Consider the following 23,132-nt stretch of genomic DNA (forward strand, 5'->3'; position numbering starts at 1 on the left):
ATCGCTTTTTTTGTGACAAGTATTAAGAGCAGCAGTTTTCGATTCTTCATCAGCATCATTCCTGCTGTGCGTCTCGTCCAAAAAGAGAGAGGCTGGTTTACTGCTTTAGTTTTTCAAAAGCATTTTTGTAAAATACTGCCCAACTGAATCAAAGTGAAAACAAATAGAAAACATCACAGACACAACTTGAGTATTCAAAAAAACTATATAATTTGACTGGTTTTTAGCAGATAAATTAAAAGTCCATTTGATAATTTGTAATAAAAATAATATTTATATATTTGATTAATAACCGTAACAAAGCAGCGACAATTTACCCGATTTTGAGTAGATTGTCGTTGCTTAGTGGCTAGTATAAACGAGTTGCCAGCTATTTTACAAAATCACATATGAAAGAAAATTGGCTTTTTATTAAAACACCAGACCATTACGGAAACCCCGAGATAATTCAGTTTACTGAAGATAACATTGATTATTTTAACGTTGAAAAAAGTGAAGGGACCTTTTTAATAAAAAACGAAAATAGAAATGAAAAACTAACCGAAATAGATCATAAATTTATTAATCCAAATCGAATTAGATTTTTCAAAAAAGGAAAAATTTATAGAGTTTTAAGCGAAGAAAAGTCTACAACAGAAGATTGTATATTTGAAGATGATTACGAAAAACTAAACGCTACTGAAACTGAATTAACAGAAAGTGAAATTCAGAATTTAAAGTTTGAGTTTAATTGGAATGGAGAAAAAATGAATGTTAGATTTAATGAAGTTTTGGACTCGCCAATTATACAAGAAATAAACAAATGTTTGAATAAGGAAGGAAGCAGAATTATTTTAGGAAAACTAAATGAAACACTATTTCTTTCACTTTATACAGATATTTATTTAGACAAACTAATTCCAATAAAATATGTTGACAGAGAAAAGATTATTTTATATGGTTTCCCAAAAGAACCTTATGAAATTAATTGTCCAATAATAGAATAAAAAACAGCTGGTAACACTTGCTAAAATAGATTTGTGCAATTGGCATAATTTAAAAATGGTTTTGTATTTGGAAAGATTAGGCAAATCCGAAAAATGGTCTTAATTTAATCCCAAACCCGCTCTAGTAGCAATACGTTTGCAGACATTATCGCAGAAAAAAGAAAAACATAAAACAAAAAAATGAGAAAAATTATTAAAATTATTTGTGTTTATTTGGTTATAATTTTTTTAAGTAACAGTTGTACACCAGACCATTTATTAATATCTGATATTGATTTCACAAGTGCAAGTATTAAAGAAAGGAAAGACAGAAGAGAATTTAATGATTATTTGCCTACAAGTATATTTAAAAAAGATATTGTTTTTATTATCTCATACCATACAGATTATATTGCAGGAATTGATTTGGGGTTTTCAAACAAGTGTTATGCTTTTACGAAAGGAAGCGTTATTGATAATGATTTATTAGAAAGTTCATATTCAATAAAACTAAATCGTCCTTTTACTTATAACAATAAAATAATAACCGAAAATCAGAATTTATTAGAAATTGACATAAAAAACCAAATATCAATATTTGAAAATTATCAAACATTTAATAATGGTAGTGCAGATAGAGTAATTGAATTCAGCCAAAATTTCAAAAACTTAAGTGTATTTAGTAATGATGATTATAAAATAACTTTTAATTGTAAAACGTCAGATAATAGGGCGTTTGAAAAAAATATTACTGTGAAATTTGAAAATTGAGAAAATAACGATCTGCCAACCGTCGTTTGGCAATATGGCGGGATTTGGTTTAATTTGATGATGGTCTTGTATTTGGGAAGTTTAGGTAAATCCGAAAATAAAGACTTAATTTAAATCCAAACCTCTTTTAGCAAGGGAACGTTAGTTAGAATTGTAAAACAGAGCGTCTACAGAAACAAAAAAATAACAAAATGGGAAAAGTAACACCAGAAGAAATTGCTGATAAATTAGCGAAAGAAGTATTAGAAAATCAAAAAGCTAAACGAATAAAAGTAAGAACATTGATTGGTCATTTTGATTACGAAAAAAGAACCGAAGAAAATGCAACAAGAATAACTCAACTTTTAGCTGACCGAAATATTTTACTAAATCCAAGTATTATGAAACTTGGTGAAACTTGGCAATTGAAACTTGATGACAGAGTTTATCTTTCGGAAAACAAAGAAGAAAATAGAATTATTGAAACTGAAAATATTGAAATTGAAAGTTATGATTATAAGTCGGACAAATGGTTTGATGATATTTTAACTAAACATTTTAGAACTGAAAAAGAAGTGGAAAATAAATTTATTTTACCACTTTTGAATAGATTGAATTATTCTGACGATGACAGATTTGACGGTATGACAATAAATGTCGCAAATGGTTCTCGTTCTTCTGTTCTTGAAGTAGATTTTGCGTTATCTAACACAGAAAATGAAAATTTAGAAGGACAAATTTTATTAGTCGTGGAGGCTAAAAAAGAAGATAGACTTTATAAACAAGTTGAGTTAGACAAAGCACAAAAACAAGTTAAAAGTTATGCAATTTGGTTAAGTTGCAGGTTTGGACTTGTAACAGACAGTAAAACTTTGCAAATCATTGATTTATTTCCAAGAATTAATGAAATGAAAGTTATATTTGAATGCAAAAGAGAAGAATTGAAAGAAAATTTTGGAACAATTTACAATTTAATAAGTAAAAAATCATTGACAAAATATTACGAAAAATTAAACGAAAACTAAAAGAAAAAAACAACGAACAGCTAACAAGGGTTTGGCGAAAGTGGGGCATTCGTACTGAATTGAACATTTGTACTTCTAAAACCCCACTTTCGCCAAGCCCCAAAACGTTAGTTAGAATTGTACTGCAAAACAAGAGAATTCACGTAAGATATTAAAATTTACAGAAATGAATAAAGTAGAAGAAATCCTCAAAATTTTCAATAAAAAGGAATTTAAATCTCCTTTTCGATCAACGATTCCATTGATTACTTTATTCAACCAAAATTATTTTGAGAGCATTGAAATTGAAGGATTACGAAATGAAATTGCAATAAAATATACGTTTGAACACAAAACTCCTGTTTTAAAAGGAAGAGGTTTTCCTTCATGCACAGATTTAATGATTGAATTTGATAATCATAATATTGCAATCGAAGCTAAAAGAACTGAACCAAAATATGAAATTGTAGAAAAGTGGTTGAAAGATATTCCAAATAGAAAGTTAGTGCTTGAAGGTTGGCTTGGCAAAATTAATTCTCACGTGCAATTAGAGATTAAAATAAATGATGTTATGTATTTACCTTATCAATTAATTCATCGAGTAGCATCAGCTTGTTCAGATGGTAAGAAAGCTCACGTTTTATATATTGGTTTTGATCTCGATGATAAAATGAAAGAATATTATATAGATTGCTTGAAAATCATTTCTAAAATCACAAAGCAAAAAATTGACCTATATTTTTATCATTTTTTAATCGAAAAACTAAACGAGCAAAAAAAATTGGAAGAATGTTGGAATTCGGGAGAAAGAGATTTATCCGAAAGCGTAATTAACGGAATTCGGAAAAACAACTTAATGAAAATAGAACAAGAATTTGGGAAAAAAATAAACAACCTCGCTTAACACTTGTGACTGTTGTACAACTAACTCTTAGTTTAATTTTGATTTGTTTTTACAAATATCTAATTATAAACATGTTATACGTCGGTTAAATGCAATTTATGCATTTTGCATTTCTTGACCAATATTACTTATTTTTGAGTTGTGCAACAGCCACACTTGCTACAAGACATTTGGGCATTTGGCTGAATTTAAAAATGGTCTTGTATTTGGAATGTTTTCACAAATCCGAAAATAAGGCTTACTTTAACCCCAAACCTCTTGTAGCAAGGAGCGTTAGTCGTAATATACCCAAATTGGGAGAATAAAACTCAAGAATAATGATCATAAAAAAAGTAATCTTAATTTTTCTATTCTCAACCTTACTATTCTTTTCGGCAAGTTGCAATCAGTCTCAAAAAGAATCAGTTCTTGAGGAAGAACCTAAGTCTGTAATAAATAAAAAAGAAGATATTAAAAACTTTTTTTTATCGAATAAACTTTATCTTCTAGCTCCTGAGTTTAACTCAAAGGATTGTGAATCATTTGGCGAATGTGATTGTTGCAGCAGTAATTATTTATTTTTGGATGATGAGAATTTCATTTGTGTTGATTACTGTTTGGAAGTTGATAATTTTTATACTGGAAAATACAAAATAGAAAATGAAAGAGTGGAATTAAAATATAATTCAACAGTTGTAAACAAGGAATACAATTGGGAAAGTGAAAGCGATACAACTAATATTCAGCCTGAATATTTTTATAAAATTGAAAAATGTAAACCATTTCAATCAACTTGGATAAAATTTAACTGTAAAGAAAAAATCTGTTTTAAAACGACTGAAAAAGAAACAGACTATGCTTCGGTTGATAAAACAAAAACTTATGAGAGTTTCTTGGAGGAATTAAAAAAAGAAGGAATTTTAAAAAGACTTAATGTGAAATAAATACAACGGTTAACACCACAATAGATTTGGACAATGGGCTTAATAAAAAGTTGGTTTTGTATTTGTGAGATTTGCTTCGCCTGTCCGCTATCGCTCGGGTCGCAAATCCGAGTAACGGGCTCAATTTAGCTCCAAATCCCCACTGGAGCTCGTTTGAAGCGAGTACCTGCATGAATTTGAATCACAGCTTGCAGCTACAGTTCATCTTTCGTAAAAATGCTTTAAAACGCTCTAAATATTAGATTACTTCTTTATCTTTAATTCATCCCGATAAATTTTTTAGTACTGATGGAATTAATCATGATAGAATCGCCATTGATTTTTTTAAAGTCCAATGGTTTTACCTCATCTGCAGCATTACTTTCGATAATTAATTCAAGTTCGGCTATTTCGTCAGAGATTGTTCTTTCAATGTGAAGTGGGTAAATTGTATCAGAAACGGTGCTTTCAATAACTAAATCGGATTGAGCAATTAGTTCCCGCATTGATTCTTCATATTCCAAAAATTCTATTTCGTCAGAATCCGCTGCTTCTACAATTTTATTGCCTTCGATAATGATTTCTTTTATAGTTTTTGGATTATAGGCAATTACTGTTTCAGGATTAAAAACTTCAGCATTATTTGCCAAAGAAGGTTTTCCAAATTTTGCTGTACCATTAGTTTCTGTTAAAAAATCATCAGATAATGTGATGTTTTTAAATGAACGGTATGGCAGGTTAACTGTGTTTTTTGCATTAGAAATAGTTGAAAATGATACTAATACAACTCCTAAGATTAAAACTGAATTTTTCATGATTAATGTTTTTTGATTGATGATTGATTGATGATTTATTTTTTAAAATGAGATACCATTATCAATGATATCTCATTTATAATTTCTTCGGTTTATTTTTTTAAAAGTTCGGCAGCTTCGTGAGCATTAGATAGTTCTGCAAATTTTAAAGCAGTAAACCCATTTTTGTCTTTTGCAGTAGAAACGGCACCTTTTGATAATAAAAATTTAATGATTTCGGTTTTGTTATAACGGGCTGCGACCATTAAAGGTGTCATTCCGTTTGAAACTTCATTTATATCTGTACCATATTCGATAAACTTTTTGACACTGTTTAAATCTCCTTTACAGATAGCAATACTCAAGGGAGAAACTGTTTCTGTGTATTCGGTTTTATGTAAACCATTTGAAAATGAATACTGATTTGATGCTGATAAAACACCTGTTGCTGCGATTAAAGCTACTCCTAAATAAACGATTGATTTTTTCATGATAATTAATTTTTTTTGATTGATGATTGATTAATAATTTGGATCATATAATAATATCCTATGCAAATATATGTCTTAAAAAAGGTATTGTGTATCACATAGTACTTAAAATTAACTTTTTATTAACAAATACAATTGTTTTATTGACTTTAACGCAATGAGATTCTTTAGCGGATATTCTAATAGTTTTGATTTTCTCTGAAAATTCTAAGGCCGTTTTGTACTCAAATCTTTTGTCTTAAATTTGCACAACTACAAGCGGCATGCACTGAAATGCAAAGGTTTCATGTTAAATAAAGAGCTAATGAAAGGTATAATTGTTGCTTTATGATTAGGTTTGACAGCAATTGTATTGGCAGAGTTTTTTTGCATGTTGCCAATCAAGTTAAATAAAGAGGAAGTGAAAAAAATGAAAAATACAGCTGGGAACTGGACTATTTGTGAGGAATGTCAGGGGCGTGGGCAAAAAAGACAAAGACTCAGCAAGAAAGTGAAACTTCGTTACCAGGCAGCCGTCGATCAATTTGAAAAAACGAAAGAAGGTGTCTTTCCAGTTCGTCCCAAGGGGCATTTATACTCATGTTTGAATTGTAACGGATCTGGTTTGCTTCCTGCTGCCAGCAGTCCTGTACCCGATAAAGAAAATTACCCGCATGTTGCAATTATTGGAGGAGGCATAGGAGGCGTGGCGCTCGCTGTTGCCTGTTTGCACCGCGGAATTCCATTTACGTTATTTGAGCGAGATACTCATTTTGAAGCCCGGTCACAAGGCTACGGACTTACTTTGCAGCAAGCCAGTAAAGCGATTGAAGGACTGGGGATTTTTTCATTAGAAGAAGGAGTGGTTTCAACAAGGCATTTGGTACATACTACAGAAGGAAAAGTGATTGGGGAATGGGGAGTCCGAAAGTGGATACAGTCAGATGCGAAAACATCTCAGAAAAGATCAAATGTGCATATCGCACGGCAGTCCTTGCGCTTAGCTTTACTGGAACAGCTTGGAGGGCATAATGCAGTACAGTGGGGACATCTGCTAGTGGATTTGAAACAATCGGAGGGAGAAGGCGTTGATTTAAGTTTTTTGGTAAACGGTGAAATAAAAAATTGCAGTGCAGATCTTGTAGTAGGGGCTGACGGTATCCGCAGTTCCGTGCGAAAACTGCTGATTGGCGAGGAAATTGCTCCTTTGCGTTACCTTGGCTGTATTGTAATATTGGGTATTTGTCCTTTGCAGGCTTTGGAAGATAATAGCAGTTCTTTACTGGACTCGGCAACTGTATTTCAAACGGCTAATGGTAACGAAAGGATTTACATGATGCCTTATACATCAGATTCGGTGATGTGGCAGCTTAGTTTTCCAATGACCGAAGAAGAAGCCAGGACATTAAGTGCAAAAGGCACTCAGGCACTCAAGGAAGAAGCATGCCGCAGAACCCAGTGGCACGATCCCATTCCACAGATATTAGAGGCTACATTAGAAACTCAGATTTCAGGTTATCCGGTATATGACCGGGAATTACTAAAGTCAGAATTGCTGAAGAAAGCAGGACAGGTTACACTAATTGGCGATGCTGCTCACCCAATGAGTCCATTCAAAGGACAGGGAGCAAATCAGGCCTTACTGGATGCGCTCATGCTGGCTCGGACAATCACAAGAGAATGCCGGCCTTTATCGCAATGGAGGAAAGCAGGTATTAGAGAAAGTGTTCTGACGGAATTTGAAGCAGAAATGTTAAAGCGAAGTGCTGTCAAAGTAAAAGATTCAGCCGATGCAGCAGAGTTCCTGCATTCCGAAATTGTGCTTCATGAGGGTGATGAGCCGAGAGGGCGGTGTTTGAAGAGAAAATGAAGCATAAAAAAACTCCTTAATTTCTTAAGGAGTTTTTTGGTGGGCGATGAGGGGTTCGAACCCCCGACCCCCTCGGTGTAAACGAGGTGCTCTGAACCAGCTGAGCTAATCGCCCTATTTTACTAGGCTGCTATCATTTCGTGATTGCGAGTGCAAATATAGGCAGGTTTTTCGTTTGTGCAAAACTTTTTCGAAGAAATTTTGCTTTTTATTTTTAAAAAATATTCAGTTTGCTGGTATTTAGTATTTTAAAAAATAAAAAAAATACAATAAAATTGGTTTTAACATTGTCTAAGCAGATAATTGAACCGCAAAAACAATTAAGAGGTTAATTATTACGGTGCAGTTGTTTTTTAAATAATTGCTTTTTAAAAAAAGTCGCAATTAATATCATTATAAAGCTGCCTATGGCTGTAGCTGTTCTGCAGGTGTGATAAAAATCCCAGATTTTAAGGATTTTTACCCAGTTTTTTGGGGGTGAGGTCTGTAGCCAGACTCTAAGCTGAGCATTGATCGGTAAATTCCCAAAATAAGTAATTAAATAGGTTGTTATTGCTAAAATTGCGGCAAAACCAGTCAAAATGCAGATATGCTTTAGTGTTCTTATTCTCCATGTAAACCAAATACAGGTAATAATTGAAATTATCATTAATGATTGAAAAACAATATCATTATGTTTCATTAGAGTAGACCTAAAACTGAGATGAACCAATGTAGGGACTTCCCAAAAAGTTGGTAATATGTTAAATTTCACATAGAAAAAAGTGCCCGCTAGTAAACCTGTCGAAAATAAGGCAATAGCATTTGAAAATTTGTTATTGGAAGTCATTGCAGGTAAAAATTGTTTTGTTATGGAATACTATAGTAAGCTCGTGGTTAGCTCTATAGGCTACAAATATATTGTTTTTTTAGTAATGTCTTAATATGAAAATTTTAGCAGGTAAAGCCAATAGAAATTAGAAATGAAACATTTGAATGATGCTTCTTTGTCTCTTAATAATTAAACTTTCTTGTTTTTGGCTTCAATCCAGCGGGACATGTATTTAGTGCTGGTTAAAGTGTGGTGCTGCAACAATGCCCCAAAGAAATTATCCAAACGATGTTGCGGTAATTGCGTAATCAAAAAATGGATTTTTTCGGCAAAATCGTTTTCAAATAATTCTTTTGAATACCGCTGGTTGATAATAGCGATTCCGTTATGTTGTGCTTCAGTCCAAAGTTTTTGGTCTTGGTACAATTGAGAGGCAGATTTTATGAATTCAGGCACATCATCAGTTACAAATCCGTTCCAGGGTAAATCTCCCTGCATTGATTCGGAACCGATTACTGTGGTAATACTCGGAGTACCGCACTGCATGGCTTCAATCAGTTTTCCTTTAATTCCAGCGCCAAAACGCAATGGAGCCAGAACAATTCTGGCATTTCGCACTACTTCATCGGCATCAGCAGCACGGCCTTTGATGTGAAAACCTTCTTTGGGCTGATGCAGCTGCAATACTTTTTGCGAAGGATATGCTCCATAAATATGAAGTTCAGTTTCGGGCAGCTGTTTTCTCAGCAAAGGCCAGATGGTTTCTTTCAAATACTGAACGGCATTCCAATTGGGTTCGTGAAGAAAATTGCCTATAAACACAAAATCTTTTCTTTCTTGGAAAGCAGGAAGTTTTTCGAAAGTGGTTTCCGAAATCGGTTCCAATAAAAAAGGCAGATAGTACAGTAGTTTTTCGTCTATTTTGAAAGTGGTTTTCAAGAGATCCATTTCAAATTCGGAAATCATTAGTGATAAATCACACCTCAAAATGCTGGCGATTTCTCTTTTAGCAACATCTTCTCTCAGTAAATCAATAAGAGCAAATTCTCGTTTTTCCTTAAATGCCTTTTGTCTCGCCTGTCTCAGACAATGCAGATCTTCGGTGTCTAATATCCGCAGCGCATCAGGGCAGTTCTCGGTAATGCGCCAGCCAAATTGTTCTTCAATCATAAATCGGTCGAATAAAACCACGGCAGGATTCAGTTCTTTGACAAAAGTGTCAAAACTGGAACAATTCAAAGCGATTGATTTTTTATTTATGCCCAATGAAGCTAAGTCAGTCATGAAATCACTGTCCATAGCCGGACTGGCAAATGTTATGCCGAATCCCTGCTGCTGAAATAGTTCAATTAACTGCAGTATTCGGCCGCCTGCAGCTGAAGAATTGGGCTCCGGCCAAACAAAACCAATGATTAAAAGCGTTTGAATTTGGGTCATAAGAATTAATGATAATGTTGCAAAATAATGCATTTTGAGCGGTTAAAGCATCATTTTTGGAGGAAAATCGGCAGGGAATGACTAATTTTGCGGGATTAAATCAACAGTTATGCTTGGATTGAAATTAGCAACCGACCCTCGTTGGGTAAATATAGTGGAAAGTAATATTGAGGAAATATTGACCGATCACGCTTGGTGTGAACAAAAAGCGGCTTCCAATGCCATTAGTTTAATCACTTACAATTCGGAGCTGGAAGAGCTGGTAACGGAGTTATTGGTTATTGCCAAAGAGGAACTGGATCACCTGCAATTGGTGCACAATCTGATAAAAAGCCGAGGCTTGACTTTGGGCAGGGAGCGCAAAGACCATTATGTAAACGAGCTTTTCAAATTCATGAAAAAAGACGGAAGTCGAAAGGATGCTTTGGTAGATAGACTGTTGTTTTCTGCTATGATTGAAGCCCGAAGCTGTGAGCGTTTCAAAGTGCTGTCCGAAAACATAAAAGATGAGGAATTAGCTAAGTTCTACAGAGATCTTATGATTTCAGAGGCAGGGCATTACACTACTTTCCTTGGCTTTGCCCGAAAATATGTAGATAATTTTGACGTAGACAAACGCTGGAAGGAATGGATTGAGTATGAAACCTCGATTATTACCAATTATGGCAAAAATGAAACAGTTCACGGATAATAATTCTTTGGAATAATAAATTTTAGTACTTTAAATTTTATTTATTCAGATAAAAAATATGGCGGCAACCAACTATAAAATACTTTTTTTCAAAATACTAAAATATACAGGAATTACATTCTCAGTTTTATTGGCACTGATGTTTATCACTCCTTTGATTTTTGCAGATAAAATCAGGGAACAGGTGAAGAAAACAGCCAATGAAAAATTAAACGGTGAACTGAATTATAATGAAGCTAACGTTTCTTTTTTTAGGCATTTTCCGTCATTAACTCTTTCTCTGACTGACTTTAAGCTTAATGGCTCGGCTCCTTTTCAAAATGAAAGATTAATTGCTGCCGATGAGGTTGCTTTCGGGATTAATTTGGGCAGTCTTGTTTTTGGGAAAACGATTAAAATCGACCAGATTTTCCTTTCGAATTCACTGATTAATGTGAAAGTAAATGAGAAAGGCGAGGCCAATTATAATGTCTATATCGCTGAGAAGGAAAAGGAAAAAGAGCCAGAAGAAGCATCCGACACAGGCTTGAAACTGGAAGCAATCGAGATTAATAACAGTAAGCTTGTTTATGATGATCAATCTACAGAATTCCATATAGACGCTTTTGGGTTTGATTATTTAGGGAACGGGGATTTTAGCCAAGCCATATTTGCACTGCATTCCAAAGTCAAAATCGGGAAATTGAATGTAATTTATCAAAAAGAACCTTATTTGATGAATAAAAAAGTGGACGGAGATTTGATTACCAAAATAAATACTAATTCACTTTCTTTTGTTTTTGAACAGAATGATCTTTTTATCAATAAACTGCTGGTGGATTTTACTGGAAAATTTGATTTTCTGAAGGATGGCTATAATATGGATTTCAAAATTAAGTCGGATAAAAGTAACCTGAATGATCTTTTTACGGCTTTTCCGCCAAAATACATTACGTGGTTAAAAGATACAGAACTTAAGGGAAATGTTGATTTATTGCTTACTTTGAAAGGCAGATACATCGCTTCGCAAAATATTGGACCAGACTTGAATTTGGACCTTAAAATAAAAGACGGATTTATAAATTATAAAAAAAGTGCTTTTCCGGTTTCAAATCTAAACATCGATGTTGCGACAAAAGTGCCGTCTTTGAATCCAGAACTTTTACAGCTGGACGCCAAAAACCTATCATTAAACATTGAGAAAAATTATCTTAAAACGAAGCTGAAAATGGACGGTCTGTCTGCGCCCGACATTGATTTGGTTTTGAATTCCAATATTGATCTGGAAAAATTAAACCAAGCACTCGGGATTCCGAATGTTGAGTTAAAAGGATTGTTAGTAAGTGATCTGAAAGCAAAAGGAAAGCTTGACCAGAAGCAAAAACTTTTTCCAAACGCCAGCGGTTCACTGAATTTAAAAAACGGATTTGTGAAAACGAAGTATTATCCAAATCCGATTACCAACATCAATGTGGTATCCAAAATAAACAATACGAAAGGAACTTACGACGGACTTTCGGTAGTGCTGGTTCCGGCTGGTTTTACGTTTGAAGGAGAACCTTTTTGGGTAAAAGCCGATTTGAAAAACTTTGATGATTTGAATTATGACATCAAGGCCAAAGGGACTCTGAATATCAGTAAAATTTACAAGGTATTTTCGCAAAAAGGACTGGATGTGGATGGTTTTATCAAAGCCGATTTGGAACTGAAAGGGATTCAGAGCTATGCACAAAAAGGTGATTACAGTAAATTAAAGAATAAAGGAACTCTTGAACTTCGAAACATTAATGTTCAAACGGAATATCTGCCAAAATCATTGCTGATTAAAGAAGGAATTTTTAAATTTAATCAGGATAAAATGTCGTTTAATACATTCTTGGCTTCCTACGGTCAGTCTGATTTCAAGCTGAATGGCTATCTGCAGAATGTATTTAATTTTATGTCTTCCAAAAATGGGACTTTAAGAGGATCGTTTACGTTAAATTCAAAATACATCAATGTTGATGAGTTTATGTCGAGCACATCTACAACTACTACAATTGATAAAATTCCTGCCACTACAGAAAATAGTCCAAAACCTGCAACGCAGGAAACAGGAGTAATTATCATTCCGTCTAATCTGGATCTGCAGTTTTATGCCACAGCACACAAAATCAATTATCAGGGGCTTACTCTGCAGGATGGGAAAGGTGCCGTGAAAATGAAAAACGGAAAAATTGTGATGCAGAATACTGGTTTCAATTTAATTGGCTGTAATGTTACGATGAATGCTGCTTATCAGGCAATAACTCCTAAAAAAGCAGTCTTTGAATACCAGATCAAAGCCACTGATTTTGATATACACCGAGCATACAAGGAAGTAAAAATGTTCAAAGAAATGGCCAGCGCAGCCGAAAGTGCACAGGGAATTGTTTCATTGGATTACAAAATAAAAGGAAGACTGAACCAGCAGATGATGCCTGTTTATCCTTCGCTGATTGGCGGAGGCGTACTTTCGATAAAAGATGTGAAAGTAAAAGGGATGAAAATGTTCAATGCTGTGAGTAAAACCACAAATCATGAATCGATCAAAAACCCTGAACTGTCCAAGGTAGACATCAAATCCACGGTGAAAAACAATATAGTTACTATTGAGCGTTTCAAATTCAAATATGCCGGATTCAGACCCAGAATTGAAGGAACCTCAAGCCTTGACGGCAAACTGAATATCAAAATGCGTTTGGGATTACCGCCGTTTGGAATTTTTGGTATTCCGCTGACGGTTACCGGAACTCAGGACAAACCAAAAATAAAAATGGGCAGTCAGGGTCAGGACATTGAAGAGACCAAAGATGCAGAAGATAATTAATAGAAAGCAGTTGTTGAACACGGCATTCGCCTTTAAAAGTTTCTGACACGAATTACACTAATCTGCACGAATTAAGATTGTTGTTTAATTACACAAAATATTCGAAACAGTAAAAAGTTGTAAAACTTGATTTGAGATAAGAATTAGTGTAGATTAGTGTAATTCGTGTTTATCTTTTTTTTAAATGCGAATGCCGTGTTTGTTGAAACTGATTCTATTATAAAATAACAAAGCTCCCAATCAGTTGGAAGCTTTGTTATTTTAGACATTCTATATACATCGGCGAATCAAAGAAATCTAAAATGGACATATTCTGATTATTTACATTGTCATAGGATTCAATTCGTGCGATTAATTGTTCGCAGCCCTTAAAATAAAATTGAATTTTAGGAAAAATATCACCTCGTACTGCAGTTGATTTAGTGCTTTTAAGATTGTCAAATTCCAGACCGTCTAGGATATTATTATTTGAATCCAGCACATAAAAAACATAGTTTATTTTAGAACTTTCTTCGTCATCATTTTGTTTAGTTGTAAAAATAAGTGTTTTTGAAGGTGTCTCTGACAGAACAAAATAGCCGTTTATTTCTTTAGAATTATTTAATTTATATGTTTTAAATTTAGTTGTTCCAATATGGATATAATTAAAGTCTTTAAATTTAATTCTGCTTTCTGCATCGGAGTTTGGCAGTTTGTAGAGTACTATCTTTTCAGTATTATCAATTCGAAAAAAGTTAGCTTTTATATTAATCTTCGATCCATCATTAGTAAGTATAAAATTCTCTGAAAAAGGCATAGAGAAAGCATTCATGCTAAGAAATAGCATTAAAAAGTGAAATTTTTGCATGTTGTAGATAAATTGTTTTTTGTTTTCAAAACTATACTAATACTATATATCGCTTGTTAATAAACAATAAATCTTACATTAAGAAAGTTTAAATAAATCATAAACAGAAAGATGAGGTTTTATGATTTTAAAGTCTGCTACATTTTGGGAAAAGGAGGCAAAAAAACAGCACAAACGGCATAGTAAGAACGCAATTTGTGCTGTTTGTTATTTTATTTGGAAGCTTCGGGCAGGTTGTGGTATATGTAATCTCCATGCACACCTGTGAATGCTAATTTTAACTGATCGAAAAAAGCCTTACTGTCAGCTTCTTTGGGCCATGTGGCTTTTACCAATTCGTCTTGTTTTAGATTTGATTTTTCAATATCTCCAAAAGAATCATAAAAGTAGGCTTCCATAAAATCCCTGCTGTCTGATCCCCAAGCGTGGCGAAACGGATAATAACCTTTGATAAACGGATCTTTCAGGGTGATTTTTTCATTGTATTCTTTCATGCCTTTTCCTTTGTTATTAAAAGACATTTGGGATTTTCGGATGTAAACAATCATGGGTTCTTTTGTGGCGGCTTTGAATTCTTTCACGCCAATGGTTTCAATAGAACTGTAAATTTCGTCTGAATGATAAGGAGAGTAATAACTTCTTTGTTTATCAAAAAAAGCAGTTCTGGCTTTCTCATCGGGCCAGGCTTTTTTGGCAAGATCATCTGAAATGGCTTCTGCTTTTTCTATATCGTCCCAGTTTTTGTAAACGCTGACTAGAATAATTTCGGTACTGTTTCCAGTGTAATAATGAGTTAGAATTTCAGAGCCGATTATTAAATCATTTTTGCTCGTTACTTTGTCAAAATACTCTTTTTCCGTCGCCTTCCAATCTTTAGGATCCGTATCTAAATTTCTGTGTAGGGTTGTCATTGTAATAAATACAGGCTTTGGGGAATCTTGTTTGGGGAGGTCCTGCGCATAACTGTTTATGCTTAGAAAGAATGTTAAAATTAACATTCCCAGCGAAAAAAAAATTCTCTTTTTCATAATAAACCAAAAATTAAATTATTAATTAACAAAAAACATATATAAATTTAGTAAATTGTTAATCAAGTAGTTATGTGTTTTTGATTTATTTTTTAGGAGAAAAAACAGGAATTGATTAAACCTCTTTGTTTAAAGGCAGTTCAGCCACTACAAAGGTACTGCCGCCTGCATATATGAAATCATTTTTTGCGGCATTATTCTTAGCGGTGGCATAAGCTTCTGATACAGAGCTGTATGTATTTCCTGTTAATTCAAACATTAGAGCTTTCTCTTTTAATATATCAGCATCCAAACCTCTTGGAATATTTGGCCGGCAAAAATAATAAGCAGCATTTTTTGGAAATAATGGCAGTACTTCGTCCAGTTCTTTATCATTGACAACTCCCAGGACAATATGAAGGTTTTCAAAAGTTTCTTTTTGTATTTGTTTCAAAACAATTTCGAGACCGTGTTTGTTGTGTGCTGTATCGCAGATCACTTTTGGATTTGCTCCCAATTGCTGCCATCTGCCAAGCAGGCCGGTGTTTTTTACGACATTCATCAAACCCAATTGTATGTTTTCGCCACTCACTTTAAAATTGGTTTGTTCGTTTAGGATTTTAAAAGTCTCTATAACCGTTTTTTTATTGTGCTGCTGATAATCGCCGATTAAATCAGAAGGAGGAGTTTCTGTAATCAAATCCGATGCAAAATAGATTTCGGCATTGTTTTCTTTGGCTTTTGCTGAAAAAACAGGCTGAGTTTCTGGAGTATATTCGCCTATAACTACTGGAATTTTAGGTTTGATAATTCCTGCTTTTTCACCTGCGATAGATTCCAGCGTATTGCCCAAAAACTGAACATGATCAATCCCGATATTGGTTATTACCGAAACTAGGGGAGTGATAATGTTTGTAGCATCCAGTCTTCCGCCCAATCCCACTTCAATAACAGCAATATCTACATTTTCTTTTACAAAATAATCAAAAGCCAATCCAACGGTCATTTCAAAGAAACTCATATCATTGGCTTCAAAAAAAGATTTATGATGCGCTATGAATTCACAGACAAAATCCTCAGAGATTTCGGCACCATTGATCTTGATGCGCTCCCGAAAATCAATTAAATGCGGGGAAGTGTACAATCCAACTTTATAGCCCGCTTCCTGCAGTATAGAAGAAAGCATATGCGAAGTAGAACCTTTGCCGTTTGTGCCGGCAACGTGCAGACATTTTAGCTTTTTATGCGGACTGTCAAGATGGTCTGCCAGCAAATGGATGTTGGTTAAGTCTTTTTTATAAGCCGATGCTCCCTGCAATTGATACATTGGGAGCTGATTAAACATCCAGTTTGTGGTTTCTTGATAGTTCATTAATTTTTGATAAAATAGTTGTAAATTGAAATAATTTTCCCTTTTTTTAGTTTAATATTACAGTGAAAAATAGTTTTTACAAAATTGAAATATTTTTTAGAATTAACGATTATAAACCCAGAATAAAATATGTTTAGTTTAATACAATTACAAGCTGATACCCTTGCTGCCGCTTCTAGTGCTGTTGTCGAAAAAATTGCGCCAACTACCGAAATCTCTGTTTTAGGGTTCATCCTAAAAGGAGGATTTTTTTTAATACCTATTGCAATCTTACTATTTTATACTTTTTACCTCATTATAGAACGTTATTTGTACATAAATAAAAAAGCCAAAGTAGATCCGCTTATGATGCGCGATGTTAAAGATCACCTGACTTCGGGAAAATTTGATCTGGCGTTTACCATTACAGACCGCTCTAACACCGCTTCAGGAAATGTTATCAAAGAAGGAATCGCGCTGATTGGCCGTCCTATTGCCGAAATCGAATCGAATATGGACCGCGCCGCCGATATCGAAATCGCCGAAATGGAACAGCATCTTGGACAATTGGGACTTATTGCCGGTATTGCACCAACACTAGGATTTATAGGAACAATTTCTGGAGTAATCAAAATTTTCTACAGCATATCTGTGACCGAAAACATTAGTATCGGGAATATCTCTGGAGGACTTTATGAGAAAATGATCAGCAGCGGTTCCGGGCTTATCGTGGGAATCATTGCTTACAGTGCTTACCATTTACTCAACGGAAAAATTGACAGTTATGCATTAAAAGTGCAGAAACAAATATTGGAATTCGTAAATATCATCCAAAAAGCATAAACTATGTCCATCAAAAGAAAAAGAAGATTTCACGCCGAGGTCGCCACTTCGTCCTTGAGTGACATTATGTTTTTTTTACTGCTGTTTTTCCTGATTATTTCCACTTTGGCGAATCCAAACGTGATAAAAATGACACTGCCAAAGGCAAAATCCCATGAAAAAACCAACAAACAATTCATTAGTTTATCAGTTACAGAGGACAAGAAATTCTACATCGACAAACAGCCCGTTGCTTTCGAAGAACTCGAAACTACGTTAATGTCTAAAATTGATACCCAAAAAGATCAAACGGTAGTTGTCCGGATTCCGTTCAATCTTCAGGTTCAGGATTTGGTCGATGTATTGCAGATAGGAGTGAAGAACAATTTAAAATTTGTCATCGCCACAAGTCCCAAATAAAAATTTTAAAAATATTTGGGCGTGCCACCATAAAGAAAAGGAGCCGAATCATCGCAGCGGTGATTCGGCTCCTTTTCTTTATGCTGTCGGGCTATCCGCGTTACTTCGGTAACTTGCTTCTATCTCTCACGCGGAATGCTGCAAAATGAGATATTTGTCTATCCTAACAGGTTTTTTTAACCTGTTAGGTATTATTGTTTTTTAGAAGCAAAATGGGTTTTTGATACCTAACAGTCTTGGAGACCTGTTAGGATTTCTTGTACATAAACAGGTCAGCACAAGGAACAAAGCAAAAGCTTGCATAGTAGTATTACAAAAAAAAGAAAAGCGTAACATTTTAAAAAAGAGTATACTAATAAATTCAAGAACGAACTTAAAAGTATATTTTATGAAAAACATTTCACGACGCACGTTTGTTAATAAATTTGGTTTGGGTGTTGGAGCAGCTGCTGTTATGACAACGCTTCCTTCTTACATAACTTCATCAGAAAAGATTGAGAAACCATATACTGGGAAGAAGTTAAATATAGCGCTTTGCGGTTTAGGAAATTACGCAGGTATGTTAGCCACAGGAATTGAAGCTTCCGAGTACTGCAATTTATCGGGAATAGTAACTGGCACACCTGAAAAAGCGGTAAAGTGGAAGAAACAGTATAATATTCCCGAAAAGAACATTTATAATTATCAGAACTTCGATGAAATTGTCAATAATAAAGATATAGATTTAGTTTATGTTGTTTTACCAAGCGGTCTGCACAAAGAATTTGTAATCCGTTCTGCAAAAGCAGGCAAAAATGTAATTACAGAAAAACCAATGGCAGTTTCTCCTGCCGATTGTGAAGAAATGATAAAAGCCTGCAATGATAATAATGTTCAATTGGCTATTGGTTATCGCCTGCATTATGAACCAACGCATTTGGAAATTAAAAGATTAGGACAGGAAAAAGTTTTTGGACAAGTGCGGTTTATAGAAGCATCGCTAGGTTATAAAACGTATGACACTCTAGATAAAAAAACAATTGTTGATAAGAATAACCGAAGTGAATGGAGACTGAATAAGAAATTAGGCGGAGGCGCTTTAATGGATTTAGGGATTTATTGTATTCAGGCGAGCCGTTACGTTTTAGGTGAAGAACCCATTGCGGTTACTGCACAATTTGGTCCGGTGAACAATAAAGACAGATTTTCGGAGACCGAGGAAAGCATTTCCTGGCAGATGGAATTTCCGAGCGGTGCTGTAGCAAACTGCAATACTTCCTGCGGTTACTATATTGACAGGTTTTATGCATCGGCAGATGAGGGCAGTTTTGAATTAAGCCCCGCATTGAGTTATGGGCCTTTTGTTGGCAGAACATCAGAAAAGGAATTGAAATTTCCTGTAATAAATCAGCAGAAAACACAATTGGATGAAATTTGTAAAGTATTGTTAGAAAATAAAAAACTGCCTGATCATATCACAGGGGAAGAAGGATTAAAGGATATAAAAATTATTAATGCAGTTTATAAAGCAGCACAGACAGGGAAGAAAGTTTTCTTGACATAGAAGGAAATAGCTATACTCGATAAACTTATTATTTTCGTTTTCATTCGAGTGCTTGTTTACGATGAGTACCAGTAGCGGTTATAGGAACGAAGCAATCCCACTATCAAAATCAGATTCAGTAAATTGTAGGAACGGAAATACGGAGTGCGATTGCTTCGCTTCCCGCAAGGACTTGAGTAATTAATTATTTCTGATGTTGAAAGTTGTTCTAAAAAACAAAACCTCTAAACTAGCCCCGGTTGAAGTGGAAATCCTTGTGTGCCGGGGTTCGGCATACAAGATTGCAACGGAAAACGGGACTGCTGTTGATGAAATGCACCAAAGCTGTGCTCCTGATCGTAGGATTAATTCAAACTGAAGTTATAAATAATCTTGCCTATTTGTTTTTCGGGAGCGTCAGAGCTGGCGTTCCATTTGGTATTCATTGCAGCAATTCGAGCCTGGTCTAACAGACATTTTGCGGTATTGGTAGTGCCTTTTATTCCCGCTGTAGCATTGATGGTGTTTCCATTGCGATCAACAGAAATTTCCACAACCACCTTTCCGGATTCGTTGCAGTTATATTTTGGAGCGGGTTTGGATAGCGCTTTTCTGTTACCAAGCGAGTAACCGGAACCGCCTCCAGTGCCTCCGCCAGAACCGCCTCCGCTTCCAGGACCGTAACCGCTGCCATTGCCAATACCGTTTCCTGTTCCGTTACCACCGCCTGTTCCTCCGCCGGAACCTCCCGTGCCATAGTAGCCGGTTGCGGTCAGACTTCCGTTGGATTTTCCTTTGTTGCCGGCAGTATTATCGTCGCCGTCACCTCCTTTTTTGGAACCTTTTAGTATGCTGGACAAGGCATCATTCGTAGAATTGGATACTTTTGGTTTTACGGCTTCGGGTTTAGGAGTTTCCTTGACAACCACTTCGGTTTTTTTAGGTTTCTCTTTCTGTGGGATTACGACACTTTCTTCGGTGGTGTTTTCCTGTGATAAAATGGATTCCTGAGGCGTGCTTTTTGCAGGAGTTTGTTTGGCTTCATTTTGAACATTCAAGACTTCGCTTTGGGTATTTTTGCCTGATCCCAAATCACTGTCGCCAAAATTTATTGTAACACCGCCGCCACCTCCGCCGCTAGCAAGTGCTACATTGTTTTCTGGATTATATGGTGGCCAAAAGCGTAAAAAAAACATTAATAAAAGCAGCATGCCAAAAATAATACTTGACATAATCAAAGATTTTTTCTTATCAGATAGGGAAGAGTTTAAGATAAAACCAAAAAGCAGTCCAAAAAAAAGGAATGTTAGACGGCTAATGTTTCTTGATGCAGTGCTCATTATTTATTATTATGGTATTAGAACGCTGAAAAGTACTAAAAATTGTCAAGAATAAAAAATGAGCTAAGTGTTAAAGATGTGAATTGATAAGAGCTGGTGATAAAAAAATCAGTTAAAGTATTTTAAAGAAACTGTCTGCGTTCAATCAGGATACTCAAAAAAAAAGACTTTCATAAATTTGTGAAGCTGTCATAAAAGTGTACTCTTTTTTTTTAAGCAAATTTTATTTTAACCAAATCATAACCGCCATTGATGAAGCAGATAAAACAATTTTTAATTTTAGTACTTTTTGTCCTTTCATTTATTAAAATTACTGCAGCAAATCCAAATGCACCTTTTAACTTACGCAGTTTTGACAAACAAAATCCTATTGGTACAAATGATAAGCCTTATTTTGGGTGGTATGTAAGCGATACGGATAAAAACGAAATACAATCAGCTTATCAGATTATTGTTTCTTCCAGTCTCGCTAATCTTAAAGCTGACAAAGGAGATGTCTGGGATAGTAAAAAGACCAGTTCGAGAAAATAAAACTATATTTATTTAGAAAAAACGGCTCTTAAAACTGCTACTGATTATTATTGGAAAGTCCGCAGCATGAAAAAATCCAGATAAAACCACTTTGGTTCTGTGACAAACTAACGTATGCCAAAGGAATTTATCCAACGGATAAAGGAGATGTCAAAGCTGACTGGAATTACACAAATAATAATTATCGTTTAAAAATAACTGTTCCTGTCAATTGTACTGCAAAAGTGTACGTGCCAAAATGCGGTAAAAAAGGAACTGCAGTTAAATTGGATAACAAAGAAGTAGCGGCTGTCGAGGAAGGAAATTATCTTTATTTGGACAACATTGGTTCGGGAGAACATTCTTTTGAAAGATAATTTGTTTTTGAAACAAAAAATCGTTTTTTGGTCTTTAAAGAAATGCAGTTTTAAAATATGAATTATAAAATTAAATCAATTCTGTCACTATTCTTTTTAGGAATTTATATAGCTGGAAATGCGCAGAAGAAAGAAAAAATAAATGCCATTTATTCGGGTGTTCCCTGGTATGATGAAAAAGGAAATGTCGTAAGTGCTCATGGTGCCGGACTTATAAAAGATAACGGCCGTTTTTATTTTTTTGGCGAATACAAAAGCGATACAATTATCGATTTTACAGGTTTTAGCTGTTATTCTTCTTCGGATTTATACAATTGGAAATTTGAAAAAATTGTTCTTCCTGTTCAAGGATCCGGAAAATTAGGGCCAGGCCGCATTGGCGAAAGACCAAAAGTGATGAAATGTCCAAAAACAGGCGAGTATATCATGTATATGCATACCGACGACCTGAAGTATAAAGATCAGTGTGTGGGTTATGCTACGTCAAAGACGATCAATGGTATTTATACTTTTCAGGGGCCTTTACTTTTTAACGGAGAACCCATCAAAAAGTGGGATATGGGTACTTTTCAGGATACTGACGGAAGTGGCTACGTTATAACGCATTCTGGTAATTTATATAAACTTAGTGATGATTACAAAAGTGTTACGGAACAGATTGTGAAAGACATGACTAAGCATTGTGAAGCTCCAGTTATTTTCAAAAAAGACAGCATCTATTTTTGGCTGGGTTCTTCTCTGACTTCATGGGAACGAAATGATAATTATTATTTTACGTCAAATTCCTTAAAAGGACCGTGGAAAGCTCATGAGAATTTCGCACCCAAAAATTCATTAACATGGAATTCGCAGTCAACATTTGTATTTCCTGTTGTTGGTTCAAAAGGGACTACCTACTTGTTTGGCGGAGACCGCTGGGCTTTTCCGCGTCAAAAATCGGCGGCGACTTATGTTTGGCAGCCTTTATTGGTAAAAAACGATTCGATTTCTTTGCCTGATTATAAGGAAAATTGGCAGATCAATACTACAACCGGAGAGTGGTCTGATTTAGCTCTGAAAGGGATAATTATTCAAAATTCAGAAACTGATAAAATAAAGTATTCTGATAACTGGAAAAAACAGTCATCGGCAGATTCTTTTTCAGATAACAGTTCTGATGTCAAAGGAGCTTCTTTCTCGGTAAATTTTGACGGAACTCAAATTGGACTTTATGGTACTGCCCGTCCAAACGGAGGTTATGCTCAAATAGAAATTCAGAATAATAATGGAAAAACAATTCATTCGAACCTAATTGAAATGTATTGTAAATACCCTGAATCATCCTTAAAATATTTAAGTCCTGTATTGAAAAAAAGCAGTTATAAACTTATTGTAACCGTTGTAGGGGAACATGGCAACTGGTATAAAAAAGACGGAACAGGATTTGGCAGTACAGGAAATTTTGTTTCTTTAGATAAAATAATCGTTAAATAAAAAACGAATCAAATAGATGTGAAAATCAATTTGATCCG

General features: G+C 34.8%; 22 protein-coding genes and 1 tRNA gene. 14 read left to right on the top strand and 9 right to left on the bottom strand.

Features of this window, described 5'->3' with window-relative positions; all coding sequences use genetic code 11:
* The first annotated feature begins 389 nt into the window (after positions 1–389).
* The 5 genes from IRZ80_RS01860 (at position 390) to IRZ80_RS01880 (ending at position 4,546) form a co-directional block, all read left to right on the top strand.
* Positions 390–986, top strand: coding sequence for a hypothetical protein (locus IRZ80_RS01860; RefSeq protein ID WP_194639724.1), 597 nt, complete (start codon positions 390–392; stop codon positions 984–986).
* Positions 987–1,166: 180 nt separating this feature from the next.
* Complete coding sequence (locus tag IRZ80_RS01865; RefSeq protein WP_194639726.1) at positions 1,167–1,736, top strand: hypothetical protein; 570 nt, start codon at positions 1,167–1,169, stop codon at positions 1,734–1,736.
* 191 nt (positions 1,737–1,927) lie between these two features.
* Positions 1,928–2,740: a type I restriction enzyme HsdR N-terminal domain-containing protein gene (locus IRZ80_RS01870; protein ID WP_194639728.1), complete on the top strand. Its 813-nt coding sequence runs from the start codon at positions 1,928–1,930 to the stop codon at positions 2,738–2,740.
* Between the two features lie 166 nt (positions 2,741–2,906).
* Positions 2,907–3,623 (top strand): DUF6946 family protein, encoded by a 717-nt coding sequence (locus IRZ80_RS01875; protein ID WP_194639730.1) that lies wholly within the window; start codon positions 2,907–2,909, stop codon positions 3,621–3,623.
* Between the two features lie 317 nt (positions 3,624–3,940).
* The gene (locus IRZ80_RS01880; RefSeq protein WP_194639731.1) at positions 3,941–4,546 is read left to right on the top strand and encodes a hypothetical protein; all 606 of its coding nucleotides are present in this window, start codon (positions 3,941–3,943) and stop codon (positions 4,544–4,546) included.
* A 257-nt stretch (positions 4,547–4,803) separates the two neighbouring features.
* Here the strand turns inward: IRZ80_RS01880 and IRZ80_RS01885 are convergent, their stop codons facing one another.
* Together IRZ80_RS01885 and IRZ80_RS01890 are read right to left on the bottom strand one after the other, a co-directional pair.
* A complete protein-coding gene (locus IRZ80_RS01885) occupies positions 4,804–5,340 on the bottom strand; it encodes a hypothetical protein (RefSeq protein ID WP_194639734.1) in 537 nt (178 codons plus the stop codon).
* Between the two features lie 92 nt (positions 5,341–5,432).
* Positions 5,433–5,810 (bottom strand): ankyrin repeat domain-containing protein, encoded by a 378-nt coding sequence (locus IRZ80_RS01890; RefSeq protein WP_194639735.1) that lies wholly within the window; start codon positions 5,808–5,810, stop codon positions 5,433–5,435.
* 409 nt (positions 5,811–6,219) lie between these two features.
* Here IRZ80_RS01890 and IRZ80_RS01895 point away from each other — a divergent pair, with 409 nt between their 5' ends.
* Entirely contained in the window at positions 6,220–7,659 is a 1,440-nt protein-coding gene (locus IRZ80_RS01895; RefSeq protein ID WP_194639737.1) for an FAD-dependent oxidoreductase, read from the top strand.
* A 37-nt stretch (positions 7,660–7,696) separates the two neighbouring features.
* Here the strand turns inward: IRZ80_RS01895 and IRZ80_RS01900 are convergent.
* The 3 genes from IRZ80_RS01900 to IRZ80_RS01910 form a co-directional block, all read right to left on the bottom strand.
* Positions 7,697–7,774: transfer RNA gene (locus IRZ80_RS01900), tRNA-Val, on the bottom strand.
* A 213-nt stretch (positions 7,775–7,987) separates the two neighbouring features.
* Positions 7,988–8,488, bottom strand: a complete 501-nt coding sequence (locus IRZ80_RS01905) for a DUF1772 domain-containing protein (RefSeq protein ID WP_194639739.1) — start codon at positions 8,486–8,488, stop codon at positions 7,988–7,990.
* 171 nt (positions 8,489–8,659) lie between these two features.
* Positions 8,660–9,907 carry a glycosyltransferase gene (locus IRZ80_RS01910; RefSeq protein ID WP_194639741.1) on the bottom strand — a complete coding sequence of 416 codons (1,248 nt, stop codon included), beginning with the start codon at positions 9,905–9,907 and terminating at the stop codon, positions 8,660–8,662.
* A 109-nt stretch (positions 9,908–10,016) separates the two neighbouring features.
* Here IRZ80_RS01910 and IRZ80_RS01915 point away from each other — a divergent pair, with 109 nt between their 5' ends.
* Both IRZ80_RS01915 and IRZ80_RS01920 read left to right on the top strand, forming a co-directional pair.
* Positions 10,017–10,598, top strand: coding sequence for a tRNA-(ms[2]io[6]A)-hydroxylase (locus tag IRZ80_RS01915; protein WP_194639742.1), 582 nt, complete (start codon positions 10,017–10,019; stop codon positions 10,596–10,598).
* Positions 10,599–10,656: 58 nt separating this feature from the next.
* Positions 10,657–13,425, top strand: coding sequence for an AsmA-like C-terminal region-containing protein (locus IRZ80_RS01920; RefSeq protein ID WP_194639744.1), 2,769 nt, complete (start codon positions 10,657–10,659; stop codon positions 13,423–13,425).
* A gap of 256 nt (positions 13,426–13,681) precedes the next feature.
* Here IRZ80_RS01920 and IRZ80_RS01925 read toward each other — a convergent pair whose 3' ends face one another.
* From IRZ80_RS01925 to IRZ80_RS01935, 3 genes are all read right to left on the bottom strand, one after another.
* The gene (locus IRZ80_RS01925; RefSeq protein WP_194639746.1) at positions 13,682–14,251 is read right to left on the bottom strand and encodes a hypothetical protein; all 570 of its coding nucleotides are present in this window, start codon (positions 14,249–14,251) and stop codon (positions 13,682–13,684) included.
* A 233-nt stretch (positions 14,252–14,484) separates the two neighbouring features.
* Positions 14,485–15,183 carry a hypothetical protein gene (locus IRZ80_RS01930; protein WP_194639748.1) on the bottom strand — a complete coding sequence of 233 codons (699 nt, stop codon included), beginning with the start codon at positions 15,181–15,183 and terminating at the stop codon, positions 14,485–14,487.
* A gap of 232 nt (positions 15,184–15,415) precedes the next feature.
* Positions 15,416–16,651, bottom strand: coding sequence for a bifunctional folylpolyglutamate synthase/dihydrofolate synthase (locus IRZ80_RS01935; protein WP_194639750.1), 1,236 nt, complete (start codon positions 16,649–16,651; stop codon positions 15,416–15,418).
* 129 nt (positions 16,652–16,780) lie between these two features.
* On the opposite strand from IRZ80_RS01935, the gene IRZ80_RS01940 reads away from it, so the two are divergent.
* The 3 genes from IRZ80_RS01940 to IRZ80_RS01950 all read left to right on the top strand — a co-directional run bounded on the left by IRZ80_RS01940 (position 16,781) and on the right by IRZ80_RS01950 (position 19,415).
* On the top strand, positions 16,781–17,473 hold the full coding sequence (locus IRZ80_RS01940) for a MotA/TolQ/ExbB proton channel family protein (protein WP_194639752.1): 693 nt from the start codon (positions 16,781–16,783) through the stop codon (positions 17,471–17,473).
* A gap of 3 nt (positions 17,474–17,476) precedes the next feature.
* The gene (locus tag IRZ80_RS01945) at positions 17,477–17,872 is read left to right on the top strand and encodes an ExbD/TolR family protein (RefSeq protein ID WP_194639753.1); all 396 of its coding nucleotides are present in this window, start codon (positions 17,477–17,479) and stop codon (positions 17,870–17,872) included.
* 388 nt (positions 17,873–18,260) lie between these two features.
* Positions 18,261–19,415, top strand: coding sequence for a Gfo/Idh/MocA family protein (locus tag IRZ80_RS01950; RefSeq protein ID WP_194639756.1), 1,155 nt, complete (start codon positions 18,261–18,263; stop codon positions 19,413–19,415).
* A gap of 344 nt (positions 19,416–19,759) precedes the next feature.
* Here the strand turns inward: IRZ80_RS01950 and IRZ80_RS01955 are convergent, their stop codons facing one another.
* Positions 19,760–20,626, bottom strand: coding sequence for an energy transducer TonB (locus IRZ80_RS01955; RefSeq protein WP_194639758.1), 867 nt, complete (start codon positions 20,624–20,626; stop codon positions 19,760–19,762).
* Between the two features lie 360 nt (positions 20,627–20,986).
* Here IRZ80_RS01955 and IRZ80_RS01960 point away from each other — a divergent pair, with 360 nt between their 5' ends.
* Genes IRZ80_RS01960 through IRZ80_RS01970 form a run of 3 tightly spaced genes read left to right on the top strand, consistent with a single transcriptional unit; the run spans position 20,987 to position 23,094 of the window.
* Positions 20,987–21,265: a hypothetical protein gene (locus IRZ80_RS01960; RefSeq protein WP_194639760.1), complete on the top strand. Its 279-nt coding sequence runs from the start codon at positions 20,987–20,989 to the stop codon at positions 21,263–21,265.
* A gap of 50 nt (positions 21,266–21,315) precedes the next feature.
* Positions 21,316–21,621: an alpha-L-rhamnosidase C-terminal domain-containing protein gene (locus IRZ80_RS01965; protein ID WP_194639762.1), complete on the top strand. Its 306-nt coding sequence runs from the start codon at positions 21,316–21,318 to the stop codon at positions 21,619–21,621.
* A gap of 57 nt (positions 21,622–21,678) precedes the next feature.
* Positions 21,679–23,094 carry a family 43 glycosylhydrolase gene (locus tag IRZ80_RS01970; RefSeq protein ID WP_194639764.1) on the top strand — a complete coding sequence of 472 codons (1,416 nt, stop codon included), beginning with the start codon at positions 21,679–21,681 and terminating at the stop codon, positions 23,092–23,094.
* The last annotated feature ends 38 nt before the right edge of the window (positions 23,095–23,132 follow it).

The organism is Flavobacterium sp. HJJ (assembly GCF_015351475.1).
GTDB classification, from domain to species: Bacteria; Bacteroidota; Bacteroidia; order Flavobacteriales; family Flavobacteriaceae; genus Flavobacterium; species Flavobacterium marginilacus.

Excerpts from the sequence above, each read along its gene's own strand:
- IRZ80_RS01945 (WP_194639753.1), top strand. The coding sequence starts at position 17,477 with ATGTCCATCAAAAGAAAAAGAAGATTTCACGCCGAGGTCGCCACTTCG.
- IRZ80_RS01910 (WP_194639741.1), bottom strand. The coding sequence starts at position 9,907 with ATGACCCAAATTCAAACGCTTTTAATCATTGGTTTTGTTTGGCCGGAG.
- IRZ80_RS01860 (WP_194639724.1), top strand. The coding sequence starts at position 390 with ATGAAAGAAAATTGGCTTTTTATTAAAACACCAGACCATTACGGAAAC.
- IRZ80_RS01960 (WP_194639760.1), top strand. The coding sequence starts at position 20,987 with ATGAAGCAGATAAAACAATTTTTAATTTTAGTACTTTTTGTCCTTTCA.
- IRZ80_RS01920 (WP_194639744.1), top strand. The coding sequence starts at position 10,657 with ATGGCGGCAACCAACTATAAAATACTTTTTTTCAAAATACTAAAATAT.
- IRZ80_RS01930 (WP_194639748.1), bottom strand. The coding sequence starts at position 15,183 with ATGACAACCCTACACAGAAATTTAGATACGGATCCTAAAGATTGGAAG.
- IRZ80_RS01870 (WP_194639728.1), top strand. The coding sequence starts at position 1,928 with ATGGGAAAAGTAACACCAGAAGAAATTGCTGATAAATTAGCGAAAGAA.
- IRZ80_RS01935 (WP_194639750.1), bottom strand. The coding sequence starts at position 16,651 with ATGAACTATCAAGAAACCACAAACTGGATGTTTAATCAGCTCCCAATG.
- IRZ80_RS01895 (WP_194639737.1), top strand. The coding sequence starts at position 6,220 with ATGAAAAATACAGCTGGGAACTGGACTATTTGTGAGGAATGTCAGGGG.
- IRZ80_RS01885 (WP_194639734.1), bottom strand. The coding sequence starts at position 5,340 with ATGAAAAATTCAGTTTTAATCTTAGGAGTTGTATTAGTATCATTTTCA.
- IRZ80_RS01955 (WP_194639758.1), bottom strand. The coding sequence starts at position 20,626 with ATGTCAAGTATTATTTTTGGCATGCTGCTTTTATTAATGTTTTTTTTA.
- IRZ80_RS01940 (WP_194639752.1), top strand. The coding sequence starts at position 16,781 with ATGTTTAGTTTAATACAATTACAAGCTGATACCCTTGCTGCCGCTTCT.
- IRZ80_RS01890 (WP_194639735.1), bottom strand. The coding sequence starts at position 5,810 with ATGAAAAAATCAATCGTTTATTTAGGAGTAGCTTTAATCGCAGCAACA.
- IRZ80_RS01880 (WP_194639731.1), top strand. The coding sequence starts at position 3,941 with ATGATCATAAAAAAAGTAATCTTAATTTTTCTATTCTCAACCTTACTA.
- IRZ80_RS01925 (WP_194639746.1), bottom strand. The coding sequence starts at position 14,251 with ATGCTATTTCTTAGCATGAATGCTTTCTCTATGCCTTTTTCAGAGAAT.
- IRZ80_RS01950 (WP_194639756.1), top strand. The coding sequence starts at position 18,261 with ATGAAAAACATTTCACGACGCACGTTTGTTAATAAATTTGGTTTGGGT.
- IRZ80_RS01970 (WP_194639764.1), top strand. The coding sequence starts at position 21,679 with ATGAATTATAAAATTAAATCAATTCTGTCACTATTCTTTTTAGGAATT.
- IRZ80_RS01865 (WP_194639726.1), top strand. The coding sequence starts at position 1,167 with ATGAGAAAAATTATTAAAATTATTTGTGTTTATTTGGTTATAATTTTT.
- IRZ80_RS01915 (WP_194639742.1), top strand. The coding sequence starts at position 10,017 with ATGCTTGGATTGAAATTAGCAACCGACCCTCGTTGGGTAAATATAGTG.
- IRZ80_RS01875 (WP_194639730.1), top strand. The coding sequence starts at position 2,907 with ATGAATAAAGTAGAAGAAATCCTCAAAATTTTCAATAAAAAGGAATTT.
- IRZ80_RS01905 (WP_194639739.1), bottom strand. The coding sequence starts at position 8,488 with ATGACTTCCAATAACAAATTTTCAAATGCTATTGCCTTATTTTCGACA.